Source organism: Alicyclobacillus fastidiosus (assembly GCF_026651875.1).
GTDB lineage: Bacteria > Bacillota > Bacilli > Alicyclobacillales > Alicyclobacillaceae > Alicyclobacillus > Alicyclobacillus fastidiosus.
In genome coordinates this window covers 4,687,514-4,705,546 of the sequence record NZ_CP104067.1, presented here as the reverse complement: position 1 = coordinate 4,705,546, position 18,033 = coordinate 4,687,514, and the positions used below count along the sequence as shown (strand labels likewise).

Here is an 18,033-nt window from a genome sequence, read left to right as displayed (position 1 = left end):
CACAATGCACAAGCAGAGCAGGGCGACTTCCGAGCGAGGTGGGAGGGCGCCCTGTTTCGCCGTGTGTCTGTCTACGCGGTGGTTTCGGGACGACGGTCTCCGGCCTGAGTCTCGGTCATCGCGTGTTCGCCGCCGTGTTCGATGGATACGCACGATGAACTCGTGGCATACCGTTTATGGTGTGAATAAAAACTACGAATTAAATATCAAATTAAGTATCAAAATAGGTGTTGCATATGTCCGCTTAGCGTGCTATATTAATCGACGTCGCTTCGGCGGCACTGCTGAACAAACAGGATATACCGAGTCGCCGGAACACCAGCTCACAGGTTCGAACCGCAACGTTCGAACGAGTTGAAGCAAAATGTTCCAGTAGACAGCGATGATAGATTCGTGGTATATTGTCTGAGCTGCTTCGGCGGCACTGATTGATTTGGTTCCTTGAAAACTAAACACACACGCCTAAAAGTTTCGGTCGAGACGACAGTCGTCGTCAAGACTTTAGAAGTAACGCCAGTAACATTTTTTGAGAGTTTGATCCTGGCTCAGGACGAACGCTGGCGGCGTGCCTAATACATGCAAGTCGAGCGAACCCTTCGGGGTTAGCGGCGGACGGGTGAGTAACACGTGGGCAATCTGCCTGTCAGACTGGAATAACACTCGGAAACGGGTGCTAATGCCGGATGACACACGGGAAGGCATCTTCCTGTGTTGAAAGGTGCAACTGCATCGCTGATAGAGGAGCCCGCGGCGCATTAGCTAGTTGGTGAGGTAACGGCCCACCAAGGCGACGATGCGTAGCCGACCTGAGAGGGTGACCGGCCACACTGGGACTGAGACACGGCCCAGACTCCTACGGGAGGCAGCAGTAGGGAATCTTCCGCAATGGGCGCAAGCCTGACGGAGCAACGCCGCGTGAGCGAAGAAGGCCTTCGGGTTGTAAAGCTCTGTTGCTCGGGGAGAGCGACAAGGAGAGTGGAAAGCTCCTTGTGAGACGGTACCGAGTGAGGAAGCCCCGGCTAACTACGTGCCAGCAGCCGCGGTAATACGTAGGGGGCAAGCGTTGTCCGGAATCACTGGGCGTAAAGCGTGCGTAGGCGGTTGTGTAAGTCTGAAGTGAAAGTCCAAGGCTCAACCTTGGGATTGCTTTGGAAACTGCATAACTTGAGTGCTGGAGAGGCAAGGGGAATTCCACGTGTAGCGGTGAAATGCGTAGATATGTGGAGGAATACCAGTGGCGAAGGCGCCTTGCTGGACAGTGACTGACGCTGAGGCACGAAAGCGTGGGGAGCAAACAGGATTAGATACCCTGGTAGTCCACGCCGTAAACGATGAGTGCTAGGTGTTGGGGGGACACACCCCAGTGCCGAAGGAAACCCAATAAGCACTCCGCCTGGGGAGTACGGTCGCAAGACTGAAACTCAAAGGAATTGACGGGGGCCCGCACAAGCAGTGGAGCATGTGGTTTAATTCGAAGCAACGCGAAGAACCTTACCAGGGCTTGACATCCCTCTGACCGGGCTAGAGATAGTCCTTCCCTTCGGGGCAGAGGAGACAGGTGGTGCATGGTTGTCGTCAGCTCGTGTCGTGAGATGTTGGGTTAAGTCCCGCAACGAGCGCAACCCTTGACCTGTGTTACCAGCACGTAATGGTGGGGACTCACAGGTGACTGCCGGCGTAAGTCGGAGGAAGGCGGGGATGACGTCAAATCATCATGCCCTTTATGTCCTGGGCTACACACGTGCTACAATGGGCGGTACAACGGGAAGCGAAGCCGCGAGGTGGAGCGAAACCTAAAAAGCCGTTCGTAGTTCGGATTGCAGGCTGCAACTCGCCTGCATGAAGCCGGAATTGCTAGTAATCGCGGATCAGCATGCCGCGGTGAATCCGTTCCCGGGCCTTGTACACACCGCCCGTCACACCACGAGAGTCGGCAACACCCGAAGTCGGTGAGGTAACCTTTCAGGAGCCAGCCGCCGAAGGTGGGGTTGATGATTGGGGTGAAGTCGTAACAAGGTAGCCGTATCGGAAGGTGCGGCTGGATCACCTCCTTTCTACGGAGAAACAAGGCTTTTAGGACGTGGGTGTTTAGTTTTGAGGGAGCCAAGCCTCGTATGAGGTGGAAGCAAACTCAAAGCGCGTTTCAAGATGCGAGGAGTACAAGGCGGGAGGACGATGATGAGTCGAGCGTATTTTTGTACGTGAGCGAGTCAGAGGACGACCAACGAAGGAATCCGAAGCAGATTGGAAGGCGCGAGGTACCTTGGCAACTGAATATGGAACAACCTCGAATAAGTAAAACCGGTAACCGTAAATGCGTAACAGGTTAACGTAACCGGATTTATAGATGGAATAATCACGTTTGTGGTTAGGAAGTCAAAACGGTGAAGTTAGAAAGAGCGCACGGAGGATGCCTAGGCGCCAAGAGCCGAAGAAGGACGGGGCGAACACCGAAATGCCACGGGGAGCTGTAAGCGAGCATTGAGCCGTGGATGTCCGAATGGGGAAACCTGCTAGTGTGAAGCGCTAGTACCGTACACTGAATACATAGGTGTACGGAGGCAACCGAGGGAACTGAAACATCTAAGTACCTCGAGGAAAAGAAAGCGAACGCGATTCCGTAAGTAGTGGCGAGCGAAAGCGGAGAAGCCTAAACCGTATACGTGGTACAGACTGCAGTCGATGCGTATGCGGGGTCGAGGGGCTGTTGGTGGCAACCTGCAGGGAGCCAGCAGGAAGCAATGCGTAGGAGAACGGCATGGGAAGGCCGGCCATAGACGGTGAGAGCCCGGTAACCGAAACGGATTGTGGAATGTGCAACAGACCCCAAGTACTGCGGGACACGAGAAATCCCGTGGGAATCTGGGAGGACCACCTCCTAAGGCTAAATACTCCTTGGCGACCGATAGCGGATAGTACCGTGAGGGAAAGGTGAAAAGAACCGCGGGAGCGGAGTGAAATAGAACCTGAAACCGTGTGCTTACAAGCAGTCGGAGCATGCATGACATGTGACGGCGTGCCTTTTGTAGAATGAACCGGCGAGTGATGATGGCAAGCAAGGTGAAGGCGAGGGAGCCTGTGCCGAAGCGAAAGCGAGTCTGAATAGGGCGGTATAGTTTGTCGTCATCGACCCGAAACCGGGTGATCTACCCCTGGTCAGGGTGAAGTGCGGGTAACACCGCATGGAGGCCCGAACCCACTGGCGTTGAAAAGCCAGGGGATGAACTGGGGGTAGGGGAGAAATTCCAATCGAACCCGGAGATAGCTGGTTCTCCCCGAAATAGCTTGAGGGCTAGCGTCAGGGAATGAGAAGTGGAGGTAGAGCACTGATTGGGTGCGGGGCCCGCGAGGGTTACCAAGCCTAGTCAAACTGCGAATGCCACTTTGTCGAAGAACCTGGCAGTCAGACTACGAGTGATAAGACCCGTGGTCAAGAGGGAAACAGCCCAGACCAACAGCTAAGGTCCCAAAGTACTGGTTCAGTGGGGAACGATGTGGCGTTGCACAGACAACCAGGATGTTGGCTTAGAAGCAGCCACCATTTAAAGAGTGCGTAATAGCTCACTGGTCGAGTGGCGCTGCGCGGAAAATGTAACGGGGCTAAACCAGACACCGAAGCTATGGATGGAAACATGGTAGGGGAGCGTTCCATTTGCGGGGAAGCTGAACCGAGAGGTTTGGTGGAGCGGATGGAAGTGAGAATGCCGGTATGAGTAGCGAAAAGACAAGTGAGAATCTTGTCCGCCGAAAGCCCAAGGTTTCCTGGGGAAGGCTCGTCCGCCCAGGGTAAGTCGGGACCTAAGGCGAGGCCGAAAGGCGTAGTCGAAGGACAACAGGTTGAAATTCCTGTACCACCAACATCGCGATTGAGCGAAGGGGTGACGCAGGAGGCTGAGGGAAGCGGCCGGATGGAAGAGGCCGTCCAAGCAGCGAGCGAGGGGTGTAGGCAAATCCGCACCCTGGTAATCGTGAGCTGTGATGGGGAGGGAAGTACAGTACCGAAGTCCCATAAGTCACACTGCCAAGAAAAGCCTCTAGCGAGTGGTGAGGTGCCCGTACCGGAAACCGACACAGGTGGGCGCGTGGAGAACACGAAGGCGCGCGGGAGAACTCTCGTTAAGGAACTCGGCAAAATGGCCCCGTAACTTCGGGAGAAGGGGCGCTTCGAGAGAAGCCGCAGTGAAAAGGCCCAAGCGACTGTTTAGCAAAAACACAGGTCTCTGCGAAGCCGAAAGGCGAAGTATAGGGGCTGACGCCTGCCCGGTGCTGGAAGGTTAAGAGGAGGGGTAAGCCGCAAGGCGAAGCTCTGAATTGAAGCCCCAGTAAACGGCGGCCGTAACTATAACGGTCCTAAGGTAGCGAAATTCCTTGTCAGGTAAGTTCTGACCCGCACGAAAGGCGTAACGACTTGGGCGCTGTCTCAACGAGAGACCCGGTGAAATTGTAATACCTGTGAAGATGCAGGTTACCCGCGGTTAGACGGAAAGACCCCGTGGAGCTTGACTGTAGCTTGATATGGGATACGGGTACGTCATGTACAGGATAGGTGGGAGACAGAGAAGCTTGGGCGCCAGCCTGAGTGGAGTCGGCGTTGGGATACCACCCTTGAGGTACTTGTGTTCTAACCAATGGCCATGAAACTGGTCATGGGACAGTGTCAGGTGGACAGTTTGACTGGGGCGGTCGCCTCCTAAAGAGTAACGGAGGCGCCCAAAGGTTCCCTCAGCGCGGATGGAAATCGCGCGAAGCGTGTAAAGGCACAAGGGAGCTTGACTGCGAGACGGACAGGTCGAGCAGGGACGAAAGTCGGGCTTAGTGACCCGGTGGCACCGAGTGGAAGGGCCATCGCTCAACGGATAAAAGCTACCCCGGGGATAACAGGCTGATCTCCCCCAAGAGTTCACATCGACGGGGAGGTTTGGCACCTCGATGTCGGCTCATCGCATCCTGGGGCTGAAGTCGGTCCCAAGGGTTGGGCTGTTCGCCCATTAAAGCGGTACGCGAGCTGGGTTCAGAACGTCGTGAGACAGTTCGGTCCCTATCTGCCGCGGGCGCAGGATACGTGAGAGGGGTCGTCCTTAGTACGAGAGGACCGGGATGAACCGACCGCTGGTGTACCAGTTGTTTCGCCAGAAGCATAGCTGGGTAGCCAAGTCGGGAAAGGATAAGCGCTGAAAGCATCTAAGCGCGAAGCCTGCCTCAAGATAACGTATCCCATTCCGTTAGGGAAGTAAGACCCCTTGAAGAAGACAAGGTAGATCGGTCTGGCGTGGAAGCGTAGTGATACGTGGAGCGGACAGATACGAATCGGTCGAGGGCTTCACCCGATAAGGCGAGACTCGGCGCGAAAGCGTCGTAGCGAGACCTATCCACTTTGTGGATAAGAAGAAGAGGTTGTTCCATGATTCAGGAGCGAGGATAAAGACAAAGTTACGGAGCGACGTAACTGGGAGCTTGAGTGAAGGTGTGAGTAGCACATCTGCAGGCCGATAGGCCGAAGCCGTGCGAACGAATACCTGAACGGCAAGCGGTCTGGTGACCATAGCGGAGGGGAAACACCCGTACCCATACCGAACACGGACGTGAAGACCTCCAGCGCCGAGGATACTTGTCCCGAGAGGGGCTGGGAAAGTAGGTCGTTGCCAGGCGAGTGAGAAGGACCCTGAGGGAAGCAGAAATGCCGACCTCGGGGTCTTTTTGTGTTTTTGGATTACACGCACCGGTGGATGCGTGTGAGTAATTTCTAGAATCACTTGTGTTTCCCTAAATTGGCGAATTGGCCTCAGAAGTACATGCATCTTGTTGTTAAACTAAACATATTAGTGTATTGTTGATTCAAATTAGTTAAACGGAAGGAAGGCGAACGATTGTGCGGTTGACTACATTCGATCATTGCATTCAAGTCACGTTTTTCCCCGGTGTGTTTCCTGTAAATTGTTATCTAGTCAAGGAGAGTGACGGTGCAACTTTGATTGATGCCGCACTTCCTTCGAGCGCAAATTCTATTCGGCAAGTTGCTTTGTCGCTGGGACTTCCCATTACACGGATCCTACTTACTCATGGTCATGCGGATCATGTAGGTGCTCTCGATCGTTTACATGAATCTCTGCCAGAAGCGGATGTGATGATCTCGGAACGGGATAGTCGGTTGCTTTCAGGAGACAAAAGCATTGATGACTATGAACCTCAGACAAAGATCCGAGGTGGAGTCACGGTTTGTACAACACAACCCACAGGTCATTTACAGGACGGAGACCGAATTGGCAACCTCGAGGTTATTGGGTGCCCGGGGCATACACCTGGTCACGTTCTTGATGTGCGTGATAGAAACTTATCGCAGGAGACGCGTTTCAGATACACGGCGGCGTCGCTGTGTCTGGTACAATCCGTCCATTCTTCCCGTTTCCGGCGCTGGCTACGTGGCACAAGCCGACTGCTCTAGAGAGTACGAAACGTCTGCGGGACATACGCCCGTCAAAACTTGCCGTTGGACACGGAAGTGTTTTGAACAGTCCGTTTGACGCAATGAACCGTGTAATCGAGAGGGCAGAACGAAACATGAGGAGGACGATGTAACGTGGCTTCAAGACCTGGGGTGAATCGTACGATCATCGCGCAGACTGCAGGAGAACTAGCGGATCAAATAGGTCTTGAAAAGCTAACGTTATCCCTGGTCGCGAGTCATCTCGGTGTCCGAACTCCCTCTCTTTACAATCACATTGAAGGTTTGGACGACCTTCGGCGCGAACTATCTCTGCATGGTATGCAGGAGCTGGACAGGCGCTTGCAAAGGGCTGCGCTTGGCAAGGCGGGTGATCAAGCGGTATGTGCTATGTTACAAGCCTATCGAGCATTTGCAAAAGAGAGACCGGGCGTTTATGCGTCCACACTGCACGCGCCTGGGAACGATGATGAACCACTAAGGTCTGCATCACAAGCGATTATTGATACCGTTCTAACGGTGTTGAAACCATATAACTTGAATCCTGACGATGCAATACACATCGTCAGGGGGTTTCGTGCAATTGGTCATGGGTTTGCGACACTTGAAGTGGCCAATGCATTTGGCATGGCATTGGAGGAGGAAGAAAGTTACCATCGATTGATTGCTACCTTTTTACTAGGACTTAATAGGGTCAGTGAGTCAAACCTCCGGCCAAATAGGGAACAAGCATAGGCGACACAGTTGGTTCACGATGCGGGCAGGGCTTTGGACGGCAAAGGAACATGGAAGGAATGGAGTTTCTGGTGGCTGCTAAGCAAATCGCTTTAGCGAGCGACATCAAAGGCAAGCAGCAATCAAGACTAGACGCAGGGACGGCCAATGTGTAGCATATGAATCAACATTGACGAGGGAAACAGCAATTTTATCAATGGAAAAGGTGTCCGCAATTGCGCGGGCTTAAAAGGGAAATCGGTGCAAATCCGATGCGGTCCCGCCACTGTAATGGGTAGCTTCGACAACGGCCACTGGGTGATGACCCGGGAAGGAAGTCGATTGTGATGAACCTGAGCCAGGAGACCTGCCTTTTCTGACGACACCGGTACAACCTACGGTCGATAGGGAGGTGTTTGTGGACGATTGATGTCGTAGACAAGCACACTCTGTTCCTTTGGAAGGAGTGTGTTTTTGTATTGTGCTCTACAGACCAGCCACATACCCTTGTTTGACTGGCTACGACTCGCGCTTGCACGGAGGACGATGTATGAATCGACCGCGAATGGTGATTGCTGGGACCCAAAGTGGAGCTGGCAAGACGACGGTTACACTGGCGCTGATGGCTGCCTTAACGCGTCGGGGGATGAAGGTACAGGGCTTTAAGGTGGGGCCCGACTATATTGATCCGAGCTATCACTCTGCCGTGACAAAGGTCCCGTCGCGCAACCTAGATACTTGGCTGATGTCTTGCGAGGTCGTCCGCGAGGTGTTTCATCGCGGGAGCGAGAACGCGGACATCTCGGTCGTCGAGGGCGTCATGGGGCTGTATGACGGAAAGGATCCGCTATCGAACGCGGGGAGTACGGCGCAAGTGAGTTTGCTTTTGGATGCGCCGGTCTTGCTCGTTGTCGACGTGGCTAGTGTGGCGCGAAGTGCAGCGGCGATGGTACTTGGTTTTCAGCAGATGGAACCGCGTCTTCGTCTGGCGGGCGTCATTGTCAATCAGGTTGGAAGCAAGGGGCATTTCGAGTTGGTGAAATCTGCGATTGAGCAGGTGTGCAAAGTCCCTGTAGTCGGCTATTTGACGCATCGGGCGACAATGCGGATTCCGGAGCGCCACTTAGGGCTTATCCCTGCTCTGGAGCGACAAGAGATGGCACCACTCATCGACTCACTGGCGGACGCCGCCGATGACTCTATCGACGTCGATGCCATTCTCTCGCTTGCCAACCTGCACGCGGCTTGGGAGCCACCGACCCCATCGCTGTTTGTCGGCGAGCCGCGCGCCAAAACGGTGACCCTAGCAGTGGCGAGGGATTCTGCATTCAACTTTTACTACCCAGAAAATCTAGAACTTCTGGAGTGGTACGGGGCAAAACTGGTATACTTTCGCCCGCTCGAGGGAGAAATCGTACCGCCCTCTGCAGACGGGTTGTACATCGGCGGCGGTTTTCCAGAGGAGTTTGCGAAAAGATTGGCCGGACAGCGCGGTGTGCTGGAGAGCGTCCGATGTGCGGTGCACAACGGTATGCCCGTCTACGCGGAGTGCGGAGGGTTTATGTTCTTGACCAACACGCTGACCGATGCACATGGGAGAGCTCACGAAATGGTAGGCATCGTTCCCGCGATGGTGCGGATGCAATCCGAACTCGCTGCGCTTGGCTACCGCGAGGTGACGGCACGTACGGACAACCTGCTGCTTTTGCGTGGGGAAGTCGCGCGAGGACATGAATTTCATTACTCGACGGCCACCCATGACGACACGGATTGGCCGTACGCGTACGACACCCATGGTTGGGGCGTCAGACAAGAGGGATACGCCAACGGAAACGTGTTAGCCGGGTACACGCATTTACACTTTGCTTCAAACCCGCAAATGGTCGAACGACTTATTCAAGCCTGCAGAGATTACCGCAATCATTCGGAAGACAGCTGCATCACAATTACGAAGTCGGGCTTATCGCGGGCCGACTAGCTCCGAAACTGAAACAGCATGGAAAGGGGGATGTGTATGGGAAAAGCGGTGATGGTCGTGGGGACGGCCTCGAACGTCGGGAAGAGTGTATTGTGTACGGCGTTGTGCAGAATTCTCCATCAGGACGGCTACCGCGTTGCGCCGTTCAAGTCGCAGAATATGTCGCTGAACTCGGCCGTGACGCCGTCCGGGCGCGAGATTGGCAGGGCTCAGGCCGTGCAGGCTGCCGCTTGTGGGATTTTACCCAACGAACACATGAATCCGGTGTTGCTCAAGCCGACGAGCCGGGATAGGTCCCAGGTTGTCATTCAGGGGCGAGTGTACGACACGAAGTCGTCACGTGAATATTATCAGGAAAGGCTCGGTGAGATTTGGCAGGCGGTCGTCGAAAGTTATACATATCTAGTCGAACGGCACGACGTCATCGTCATCGAAGGCGCAGGCAGCCCTGTGGAAATGAACCTGAAACCGACGGAAATCGCGAATATGAGGACAGCGGAAATGGCGGATGCCGACGTGTTGTTGGTCGCGGACATCGACCGAGGCGGCATCTTTGCTTCTGTCGTGGGGACCATGCAATTGCTCTCGGCATCCGAGCGGGCTCGCGTGAAAGGGATTATCGTGAACAAGTTTCAAGGTGATCCGAGCCTATTTGACGACGGGGTCAAGTTATTGGAGTCGTACACCGGGGTCCCTGTCCTAGGTGTCATCCCATACGTGCGGGACGTCGGCATCGAGGAGGAGGACTCGATGGGACTTCAGGGAGAGCGGTATCACGTGCAACGAGATACCCCCGGTGCCATCCGCGTCGCCATCGTGCAATTGCCGCACATCTCGAATTTTAACGATTTCGATCCGCTGTTCCTCGAACCGGGTGTTGACGCCTTCTTCTGTCAGACACCGGACGATTTACAAGGTGTGCACGTCATCATTCTGCCAGGCACGAAGAACACCCTGGACGATTTAGCCTGGTTACACGAGTTCGGGTGGATAAAGGCGATTAGCAGCGCACGCGAGCAAGGTACCTTCTTGTTCGGTATCTGTGGCGGTTATCAAATGCTCGGACGTCACGTGCAAGATCCCTATCACCAAGAATCCGCCGTCAACCATCAGGAAGGGCTCGATTACCTGCCCGTCGTCACGGAGATGGCACGTGAGAAATCGACCATCTTGGTGGCCGGACAGATATCGGACGCGTACGTGGGTGCCGAGGTGTCAGGTTATGAAATTCACATGGGTGTGACCTCGTATTTGCCAGGTGCACGAGCGTTTGCGCGCGTGAAAAGCGCCGTCGATGTGGCGGACAGACCGGACGGATGTATCGCAGACGAGGGGCGGATCATCGGCACCTACCTCCATGGCATCTTCGACAACGACGATTTTCGGGGCAAGTGGTTGGCCTCCATCCGAGTCGCGTTCGGGCTTCCCAACGCGAACGCCCACACGTCGATGATCGCCACGCGCGATGCGGCGTATGACCGGATCGCCGATGTCGTTCGCAGGCATCTCGATTTGCGACCTGTGTATGAGGCGATTGGCACACCGAAGGAATAATCGATGAGGAGTGAGACCATTGAAGATTTACACGCGTGGTGGAGACCGAGGCAAGACTGCGCTGATTGGCGGTGTCCGCCGCTATAAAAACGACTTGCGGGTCGAGGCGTATGGCTCAGTGGACGAAGCGGGTGCGTTTATTGGCCTCGCTGCTAGTTTCTTGACGCAGGAGGGCCACGAGGACATCCGTTCGTTGCTGCTCGATGTACAACAGACACTGTGGGATGTCGGTGCCGACTTGGCGGCGCCAACATCGGATAAGTATACGTTTCGCACCGCTTCTGATGCCGCCGCTTTGTTGGAACCGCATATCGATCACTACAAGGAAGAAGCAGACGCCATCAAAAAATTTGTGTTGCGAGGTGGCAGTATCGGATCGTCCTACCTACACGTCGCGTGTACGGTGGTTCGCCGGGCGGAGCGACAAACGGTGGCACTCATGCAGGTAGAAGAGATCCATTTGCCGGCGCTGCAGTACCTCAACCGACTGTCAGATTTGCTCTTCGTCCTCGCGCGGGCGGTCAACGCGCGCTGTCAACAACCTGACGTGGCTTACGAAAACAGCGGCGACGTGTTTCGCTAACGGCATCGGTGTCCGCTATCTCCAGTACCTTGCCCTTGGCGGCGAAAGCGAGCGGTCGGTCACACATGGGATTCTCTATATCGGCGCGGTACGTATGCACCTGACTTCCACATGGAAACCTAACACAAATCCATGTGTGGAGGAATGGTTATGCCACTGCTTGAAATTAATATCGTACCGGTCGGGACCAACTCGTCGAGTTTTAGTTCGCACGTTGGGCAGGCGTTGCGGTTGATTGAGGGCCGGGGACTCAAGTATCAAGTGACGCCGACGTCGACGGTCATCGAGGGTGAACTGAACGACTTGATGGATGTGGCCAAGGAGATACACGAAGAGGCGCTCCACGGCGCGACGCGCGTCGTCACGAACATCACCATCGACCAACGAATGGATAAGGCGATGAACATGGAAAACAGCGTCCAGAGTGCACAGCAATCACTGCAATAAACTCGTGATTGAGTGTCGAAGGAGTCTGGAAAGTAATGACCCCGTTTGAACGAACGGGGTCATTGGTATGCTCATGGGACAGGACGCGATAGAATGAGCGGGATGATGTAAGATGGTGACGGGAAATGCGAGGCGCCGCTTGGATTCGGCGTTGATCGCGGTACTTGCAGGTTCGCGCGCCTATGGAACGCATACCCCTGTAAGCGATACGGACTATCGCGGCGTGATGGCGGCGACGCGGCAGATGCTCTTGGGGTTAGAGTCTTGGGACACGCAGTGGATATCCAAACAGCCGGATATCCTCCTCTACACGCTCCCGAAATTTGTAAAGTTGGCCCTGTCGGCGAATCCTAATATTCTCGATACGCTGTTTGCGCCGGACGACGTCATCGTAACGATTACGGATGTCGGCCGTGAATTGCGCAGCTTGCGGCAGTCCTTCTTATCGAAGCGCGTGTACACGACGTTTACACGCTACGCACAGGGGCAATTGAGAAAGTTGCAGCACGGCACCAGGTGTGAAGATTCGACAGGCCCTGATGGGCGTTGTCGTGCGCATGCGGGCATTGTCGGGTCACATGGGTATGATACGAAACATGCTATGCATCTGGTCCGGCTCTATCGGATGGGATATGAACTGTTGACCACAGGCCAGATTCAAGTCCGCAGGCCAGACGCGGCAGAATTGTTGTCCATTCGCAATGGCGCGTGGCGTCTCGAGCAGTTTCAAGCGTTTGCGGATGAGATGGATGAGTTGTGCAGAAGAGCTTTGGCGCGAACGGATTTACCGGATGAACCGGATACAGAGAGAATTCACGAATGGCTGATGGATACACAGCTAGTGATGTTGAACGAGGGTGTTCGAAGTGACGGAAATCAGCTCGATTGCACAGAAGATTGCAGGTGAGGGCGGGCGACTATACCTCGTTGGCGGCGCAGTGCGGGACAAATATATGAACCGAGTGGCGACAGACGAGGATTATTGTGTCACAGGGCTTAGTGAGGACGAGTTTACACGTCTATTCCCAGAGGCCTTTTTGTCAGGAATGGCGTTTGCGGTGTTTCGGATGCCCGTAGGGAATTCGATGGCGGAATTTGCACTGGCTCGAACGGAACGAAAAGTGTCGCGGGGACACACTGGGTTTGAGGTGTTTTCTTCGCCGGAGGTCACTATCGAACAGGATTTGTGCCGCCGCGATTTGACCATCAACGCGATGGCGATGGACGTGTTGTCACAAACTACGATAGACCCGTATGGGGGGCTTGACGACATCCAGCATCAGGTGATTCGGGCGGTGTCAGGCGCCTTTTCCGAAGATCCGCTGCGGGTGTATCGCGCAGCGCGGTTCGCGGCGCAATTGGGGTTTCAGATAGAACCGAACACCCTTTTCATGATGAGGGAGCTCGGTGACGAGTTAGGTACACTGAGCGCTGAGCGCGTTTTCGCCGAGTTGAAGAGAGCGCTTGGCACAGAACGGCCCTCGCTATTTTTCAGATGGCTTTTGCAAGCGGGTGTACTACGCGTTCACTTCGCTGAGATAGCCGCGCTTGTGGGTGTGGAACAGCCGGTGAAATGGCACCCGGAAGGCGATGCGTTCGAGCACACCATGCAGGTGCTCGATGCCGCCGCAGCGCTCACGTCGCGAGAAGAAGTTCGATTCTGTGCGCTCGTGCACGACGTGGGCAAGGCGTTGACACCACGAGACAAATGGCCGGCCCACCACGGGCACGAATCCGCAGGTGTTCCGCTGGTTCGCAAGCTTTGTGAACGGTTGAAACTACCGTCGCAATGGTCGCAGGCGGCTCTCTTTGCGACGGAGCAGCATATGAAGATCCACATCTTAGATCGGATGAAGTCGTCCAAAGTCGTCGATCTCCTGACGGAAGCGAACCGCAACCCGCTCGGCGTCGAGGGATTTTCCATGATTGGCATGGCAGATGACCGCGGCCGCAACAATCCTCGTGCACAGAGTCCGAATGCCGAGGCGTTGCCGGCCTATTGGGCGGTCATTCAGTCCATCAGCGGAAAGTCCCTGGACGTCGACGCGCAGGGGAAGGCGTTTGGCGATGCACTGCGCAAGGCGCGCGCTGCGGCGCTCAATCGCTGGCGAAAGAGGGAATAGTAGGAGAGGCGGGACGAGTTATGTTTCAATTCATCGGCTGTGGCAGTGCATTTCACACGAAACTCGGCAACAACAGCGCGTATCTGAAGAACGGATCACACCTCTTCATGATCGATTGCGGCAGTGCCAACTTCGACCGCATTTTGCGGGCACAGTTGCTCGTGGGGGTGGACGAGATCGCCGTGTTGGTCACGCATCTCCACCCGGATCACGTCGGCTCCCTCGGCGACCTCCTGTTCTATTCGTACTACAGCGTTCCACCTGCAGCACAGGTGACAGCGACTGTACTCACACCGAAGAAACTGTCACACGATTTTCGGGCCTTGATGAAACTGATGGGCGTGACCGACAAGTACTACCGTCACGTGGAGATCTCCGGCACCTATCGGCCTGTCGGGATGGGCGACGTGACTAGGATTGAACCCGTGCCTGTGCAGCACTCGCGAGGACTGACGTGCTTCGGATACCTCCTTGACGTAGGTGGGAAGCACGTCTACTACAGTGGCGACGCCAATATGATCCCGACGGATGTGCTCGAAGCTCTCAAGTCTGGCGAACTGGACTACATGTACCAAGACACATCGAAGGCGGACTACGCCGGCAACGTGCATCTGTCCCTGCGTCAGTTGACCGAATTCGTCCCACAACAAGTGCGCGGGCGGGTGTACTGTATGCATCTCGATCCACCCTTTCTCCCGGAAGAGGCCATCTCCCTTGGTTTTCAGGTGGTATCCCCCTTGGAACTTGCCAACCTTTCCTGATTTCGAATCCATTCGAATCTGCGCGGTGGGGCCTTCACCACAATCTACTGCGCTGCGTTACAATAGATAGAGACGCGAAGACCTTTGCGGTCATGTGCCTCGTCGCACAAGGCCGCAGTGTCAGCAGGTGACCTGAAAGGGGTAGCCAGGTGTTTTTATTTGAAGCGGCGAAAAACGAGCCTTTAGCATATCGCATGCGTCCGCGTACCATCGATGAAGTGATCGGCCAGCGCCACCTACTCGACCCGGGACGCTTTATTTATCGGATGATCAAAGCAAATCGACCTGTCTCCATCCTGCTCTACGGTCCTCCGGGAACAGGCAAAACGACCATCGCGAACGCGTTGGCGAACACGCTCAAGTTGCCGTTCGCCGAACTCAACGCGGTAGATGCGGGCCTCAAAGACGTAGAACAAATCGTCGCAGATGCGAAAATGCAAGGGCAGACGATTCTGTTTCTCGACGAGATCCACCGGTTTAACAAAAAGCAACAGGACTATCTGCTGCCCTTTACGGAGAGCGGGCTGATCACGCTCGTCGCGGCGACGACGGCGAACCCGTTCCACGACGTCAACCCAGCGGTGCGTAGTCGCTGCCAAATCCTCGAGTTGAAGTCACTTGAACCAGAGGACATCGAATTGGGCATCCAAAGGGCGCTGGTAGACGTCGAGCGGGGACTCGGGAGCTATCCTGTCGAGATGGAGCAGCCGGCGCTGGCGCACTTCGCGCAGGCCTCTGGCGGGGACATGCGCAAGGCGCTAGGCGCCGTCGAGATAGCGGTGTTGTCGACCGATGAGGACGACGGCGTCATTCGCATTACGGAGGATATCGCGGTTGAATGCCTTCAAAAGAAGAGCCTTGCCTCCGATAAGGACGGGGACGGGCACTACGACTTGTTGAGCGCGTTCCACAAGAGCCTGCGCGGCAGCGATGTGGATGCCGCGTTGCACTATTTGGCGCGGTTAATTCAGTCTGGAGATCTGATCGGCCTCACTCGGCGCATCCTCTGCGTCGCCGACGAGGACATCGGTCTGGCCTTCCCAGCCGCTACGTCGCATGTCATCGCCGCCATCGAGTCCGCAGAGCGATTAGGGTTCCCCGAGGCGATGTTGCCACTTGGCAAAATCGTCATGGAACTGTGTTTGTTGCCGAAGTCAAATTCGGTCACTACGGCGGTTGGCAACGCCATGCGGGATGTAGAGACGAAACACTTCGGCGACATTCCTCTGCACCTCAAAGATGCACACTATGCGAGTGCGAAAAAACTTGGGAGGGGTGTCGAGTACAAGTATCCTCACGATTACCCGGAAGGTTTGGTGGAACAACAATATCTCCCAAAGGCCTTGGCGGGGACCCAGTACTATCACCCGAAGGGACTTGGGCAAGAAAAGCAGTTCGCAGAGAGGTATGCCTACATTCGCAAAGGAAATGCGAAGGCGAATCCGAAGTGATTGGGGGCGAGACGCCCGTCAAAAGTACAGTCTTCTGTATTCCGTCGGCGTCATTCGCTCTAGCTCGTAAAAGCGCTTGTTGAAATAGCTAATATTGTTGTAGCCGCAAGCCTCTGCAATCGATTTGATGGTCGCCTCCCGGTTTTCCAGGAGCAGTTGTTTTGCATGCTGAATCCGACACCTTGTCACGAAGTCCAGCGGTTTCATGCCGACAGTCTTGCGGAATAGCTTACAAAAGTAGTGCGGGGAGACGTTTGCTCGCTCTGCCCACTCGGCGAGGTCGAAAGCACAGGTGGCTCTCTCTTGTATTAGTGGCAAGAGGCGAGTCACCCTATCTGTCTGATGGGTCGTTTTCGTCGTGGTGAGTGGAACGGCCTGATGCATGAATTCCATCAAGATGGCGTAAGTCAGCGTCGACAGGCGAGCGGGGCGCAACATCGTATTCGTCTCTGTCTCAACCAGCAGATCGTGAAATAGCGCCCCCAGGGTGGCCCAATGATGCAGTGACCAGATCACCGAATGATTGATCCCTGCATCGAGCATAAATTCCGTCAGGTGCTTACCATAAAAATGGATCCATCGAACGCTCCACGGATCTTCAGCGCTGCTGTGGTAGGTCTGCTGCCGCAGTGGAAAGTATAGAAAACAATCCCCCTGTCGGACGCGATATGACTTCTGGCCCACAACGACATAGCCGCTGCCCTTGGTGACCAGGTGAAGGTTAAAGTCCTTTAACATGCCTTCGGCCCGATTCACCGCATGCGTTGGTTCGTGATCGTAGAATCCAACAGATTCGGGCAGGCAGAAGTAGGATCCATCTGGAATCGTCGTAAGGGAACGCTGTCTCAACATCTCGGGCATCACCTAGAGGACAATATAGTGTTATACATCACAAAATATTTAGATTTTATAGACCATTGGTTCCACCTATAATAACAATAAACTACACGCGATTGGAGGTTTACACAATGCAGGGGGAACTTGTCAGATGGGGAGTGATTGGCTGCGCTGGCATCGCAGTTCGGCAGGTCATCCCAGCGATTCAGTGTTCGAAAACCGGGACGGTGACCGCAGTTGCCAGTCGGAGTCCAGTTAAAGCGCGACAGACGGCAGCGGAATTTGGCGTGCGAAAGGCTTACGATAGCTACGAGAAGATCGTAGAGGATCCAGATATTGACGCCGTCTACATTCCCTTGCCAAACCACTTGCATCGAGAGTGGACGATACGCGCGGCACAAGCTGGCAAGCACGTACTCTGTGAAAAGCCCATCGCGCTGAATTCGCGCGAGGCACAAGAGATGGTGGACGTCTGTCGCGCCTGCGGAGTACGGCTCGCTGAGGCGTTCATGTACCGGTACCATCCGCGTTACGAGCGCATTCGCGAAGCCGTCAAAGCGGGGGAGATCGGTGAGATTCGAACGCTTCATGGAGCATTTTCCTTCAATAACGCCAAGGATTTGGACAACATCCGGTATCAGTCCGAAATGGGGGGAGGATCCATTTACGACGTCGGGTGCTACCCAATCAACGCGGCCCGATTTTTATTGGAGCAGGAGCCAATCGCGGTTACTGCACACGCGATGTTCTCCACTCTTCACGACGGCGTGGATATGTCCGCCACTGGCTTATTGGAGTTCGAAGATGGCGTGTCGCTTACGTTCGAATGCGGAATGTGGTCCTACGGCAGCAATGAACTTCGGATTGTCGGATCAGAGGGGCGTATCGACGTACCGTTTGCCTACGTCGGAAAGCCGGAAACCTTGGGGGCTACCATCCTGGTTCACGACGAGTGTCGGGAACTAGCTGTGCCGACGGTAGATCCATACGTCGCAGAAATCGACGATTTTGGACGGAGCTTGATAGCCAATCGGCCACAGCGCTTTGACCCGGAGGAATCCGTGCGAAACATGAGGGTCATCGATGCTTGTTTGGAATCCGCTCGCACCCACACGCGAGTATCCCTGGTTTAGAAAAGGAGTG

Annotated in this window: 11 protein-coding genes, 3 rRNA genes, 1 pseudogene and 1 riboswitch; of the genes and pseudogenes, 14 read left to right on the top strand and 1 reads right to left on the bottom strand. The window is 55.0% G+C overall.

Annotated elements, in window-relative coordinates:
• Positions 1–522 precede the first annotated feature (522 nt).
• From NZD89_RS23065 to NZD89_RS23005, 13 genes and pseudogenes are all read left to right on the top strand, one after another.
• Positions 523–2,054, top strand: a 16S ribosomal RNA gene (locus tag NZD89_RS23065).
• Positions 2,055–2,383: 329 nt separating this feature from the next.
• Positions 2,384–5,327 (top strand): 23S ribosomal RNA (locus tag NZD89_RS23060).
• Positions 5,328–5,531: 204 nt separating this feature from the next.
• Positions 5,532–5,648 (top strand): 5S ribosomal RNA (rrf, locus tag NZD89_RS23055).
• Together the 16S, 23S and 5S rRNA genes form the textbook arrangement of a ribosomal RNA operon.
• Before the next feature lie 221 nt (positions 5,649–5,869).
• Positions 5,870–6,576: pseudogene (locus tag NZD89_RS23050) on the top strand (MBL fold metallo-hydrolase).
• A gap of 1 nt (position 6,577) precedes the next feature.
• A complete protein-coding gene (locus NZD89_RS23045; protein ID WP_268005018.1) occupies positions 6,578–7,177 on the top strand; it encodes a TetR/AcrR family transcriptional regulator in 600 nt (199 codons plus the stop codon).
• Between the two features lie 186 nt (positions 7,178–7,363).
• Positions 7,364–7,545: riboswitch (cobalamin riboswitch) on the top strand.
• A gap of 161 nt (positions 7,546–7,706) precedes the next feature.
• Positions 7,707–9,134 (top strand): cobyrinic acid a,c-diamide synthase CobB, encoded by a 1,428-nt coding sequence (locus NZD89_RS23040; RefSeq protein WP_268005017.1) that lies wholly within the window; start codon positions 7,707–7,709, stop codon positions 9,132–9,134.
• 36 nt (positions 9,135–9,170) lie between these two features.
• Positions 9,171–10,688, top strand: coding sequence for a cobyric acid synthase (locus tag NZD89_RS23035; RefSeq protein WP_268005016.1), 1,518 nt, complete (start codon positions 9,171–9,173; stop codon positions 10,686–10,688).
• Between the two features lie 10 nt (positions 10,689–10,698).
• Positions 10,699–11,271, top strand: coding sequence for a cob(I)yrinic acid a,c-diamide adenosyltransferase (locus tag NZD89_RS23030; protein ID WP_499709066.1), 573 nt, complete (start codon positions 10,699–10,701; stop codon positions 11,269–11,271).
• A gap of 150 nt (positions 11,272–11,421) precedes the next feature.
• Positions 11,422–11,718 (top strand): MTH1187 family thiamine-binding protein, encoded by a 297-nt coding sequence (locus tag NZD89_RS23025; protein ID WP_268005014.1) that lies wholly within the window; start codon positions 11,422–11,424, stop codon positions 11,716–11,718.
• Positions 11,719–11,830: 112 nt separating this feature from the next.
• Positions 11,831–12,625 carry a nucleotidyltransferase domain-containing protein gene (locus NZD89_RS23020; protein WP_268005013.1) on the top strand — a complete coding sequence of 265 codons (795 nt, stop codon included), beginning with the start codon at positions 11,831–11,833 and terminating at the stop codon, positions 12,623–12,625.
• Positions 12,585–13,841 (top strand): HD domain-containing protein, encoded by a 1,257-nt coding sequence (locus NZD89_RS23015; protein WP_268005012.1) that lies wholly within the window; start codon positions 12,585–12,587, stop codon positions 13,839–13,841. The genes NZD89_RS23020 and NZD89_RS23015 overlap by 41 nt, the downstream gene beginning before the upstream one ends.
• A gap of 20 nt (positions 13,842–13,861) precedes the next feature.
• The gene (locus NZD89_RS23010; protein ID WP_268005011.1) at positions 13,862–14,602 is read left to right on the top strand and encodes an MBL fold metallo-hydrolase; all 741 of its coding nucleotides are present in this window, start codon (positions 13,862–13,864) and stop codon (positions 14,600–14,602) included.
• 194 nt (positions 14,603–14,796) lie between these two features.
• On the top strand, positions 14,797–16,053 hold the full coding sequence (locus tag NZD89_RS23005; RefSeq protein ID WP_268008588.1) for a replication-associated recombination protein A: 1,257 nt from the start codon (positions 14,797–14,799) through the stop codon (positions 16,051–16,053).
• 18 nt (positions 16,054–16,071) lie between these two features.
• On the opposite strand, the gene NZD89_RS23000 is transcribed toward NZD89_RS23005, so the two are convergent.
• Positions 16,072–16,905 carry an AraC family transcriptional regulator gene (locus NZD89_RS23000; protein ID WP_268005010.1) on the bottom strand — a complete coding sequence of 278 codons (834 nt, stop codon included), beginning with the start codon at positions 16,903–16,905 and terminating at the stop codon, positions 16,072–16,074.
• Between the two features lie 116 nt (positions 16,906–17,021).
• Here NZD89_RS23000 and NZD89_RS22995 point away from each other — a divergent pair, with 116 nt between their 5' ends.
• Positions 17,022–18,023 carry a Gfo/Idh/MocA family protein gene (locus NZD89_RS22995; RefSeq protein ID WP_268005009.1) on the top strand — a complete coding sequence of 334 codons (1,002 nt, stop codon included), beginning with the start codon at positions 17,022–17,024 and terminating at the stop codon, positions 18,021–18,023.
• Positions 18,024–18,033 lie beyond the last annotated feature (10 nt).

Excerpts from the sequence above, each read along its gene's own strand:
- NZD89_RS23000 (WP_268005010.1), bottom strand. The coding sequence starts at position 16,905 with ATGTTGAGACAGCGTTCCCTTACGACGATTCCAGATGGATCCTACTTC.
- NZD89_RS23005 (WP_268008588.1), top strand. The coding sequence starts at position 14,797 with ATGCGTCCGCGTACCATCGATGAAGTGATCGGCCAGCGCCACCTACTC.
- NZD89_RS23010 (WP_268005011.1), top strand. The coding sequence starts at position 13,862 with ATGTTTCAATTCATCGGCTGTGGCAGTGCATTTCACACGAAACTCGGC.
- NZD89_RS23035 (WP_268005016.1), top strand. The coding sequence starts at position 9,171 with ATGGGAAAAGCGGTGATGGTCGTGGGGACGGCCTCGAACGTCGGGAAG.
- NZD89_RS23025 (WP_268005014.1), top strand. The coding sequence starts at position 11,422 with ATGCCACTGCTTGAAATTAATATCGTACCGGTCGGGACCAACTCGTCG.
- NZD89_RS23020 (WP_268005013.1), top strand. The coding sequence starts at position 11,831 with ATGGTGACGGGAAATGCGAGGCGCCGCTTGGATTCGGCGTTGATCGCG.
- NZD89_RS23040 (WP_268005017.1), top strand. The coding sequence starts at position 7,707 with ATGAATCGACCGCGAATGGTGATTGCTGGGACCCAAAGTGGAGCTGGC.
- NZD89_RS22995 (WP_268005009.1), top strand. The coding sequence starts at position 17,022 with ATGCAGGGGGAACTTGTCAGATGGGGAGTGATTGGCTGCGCTGGCATC.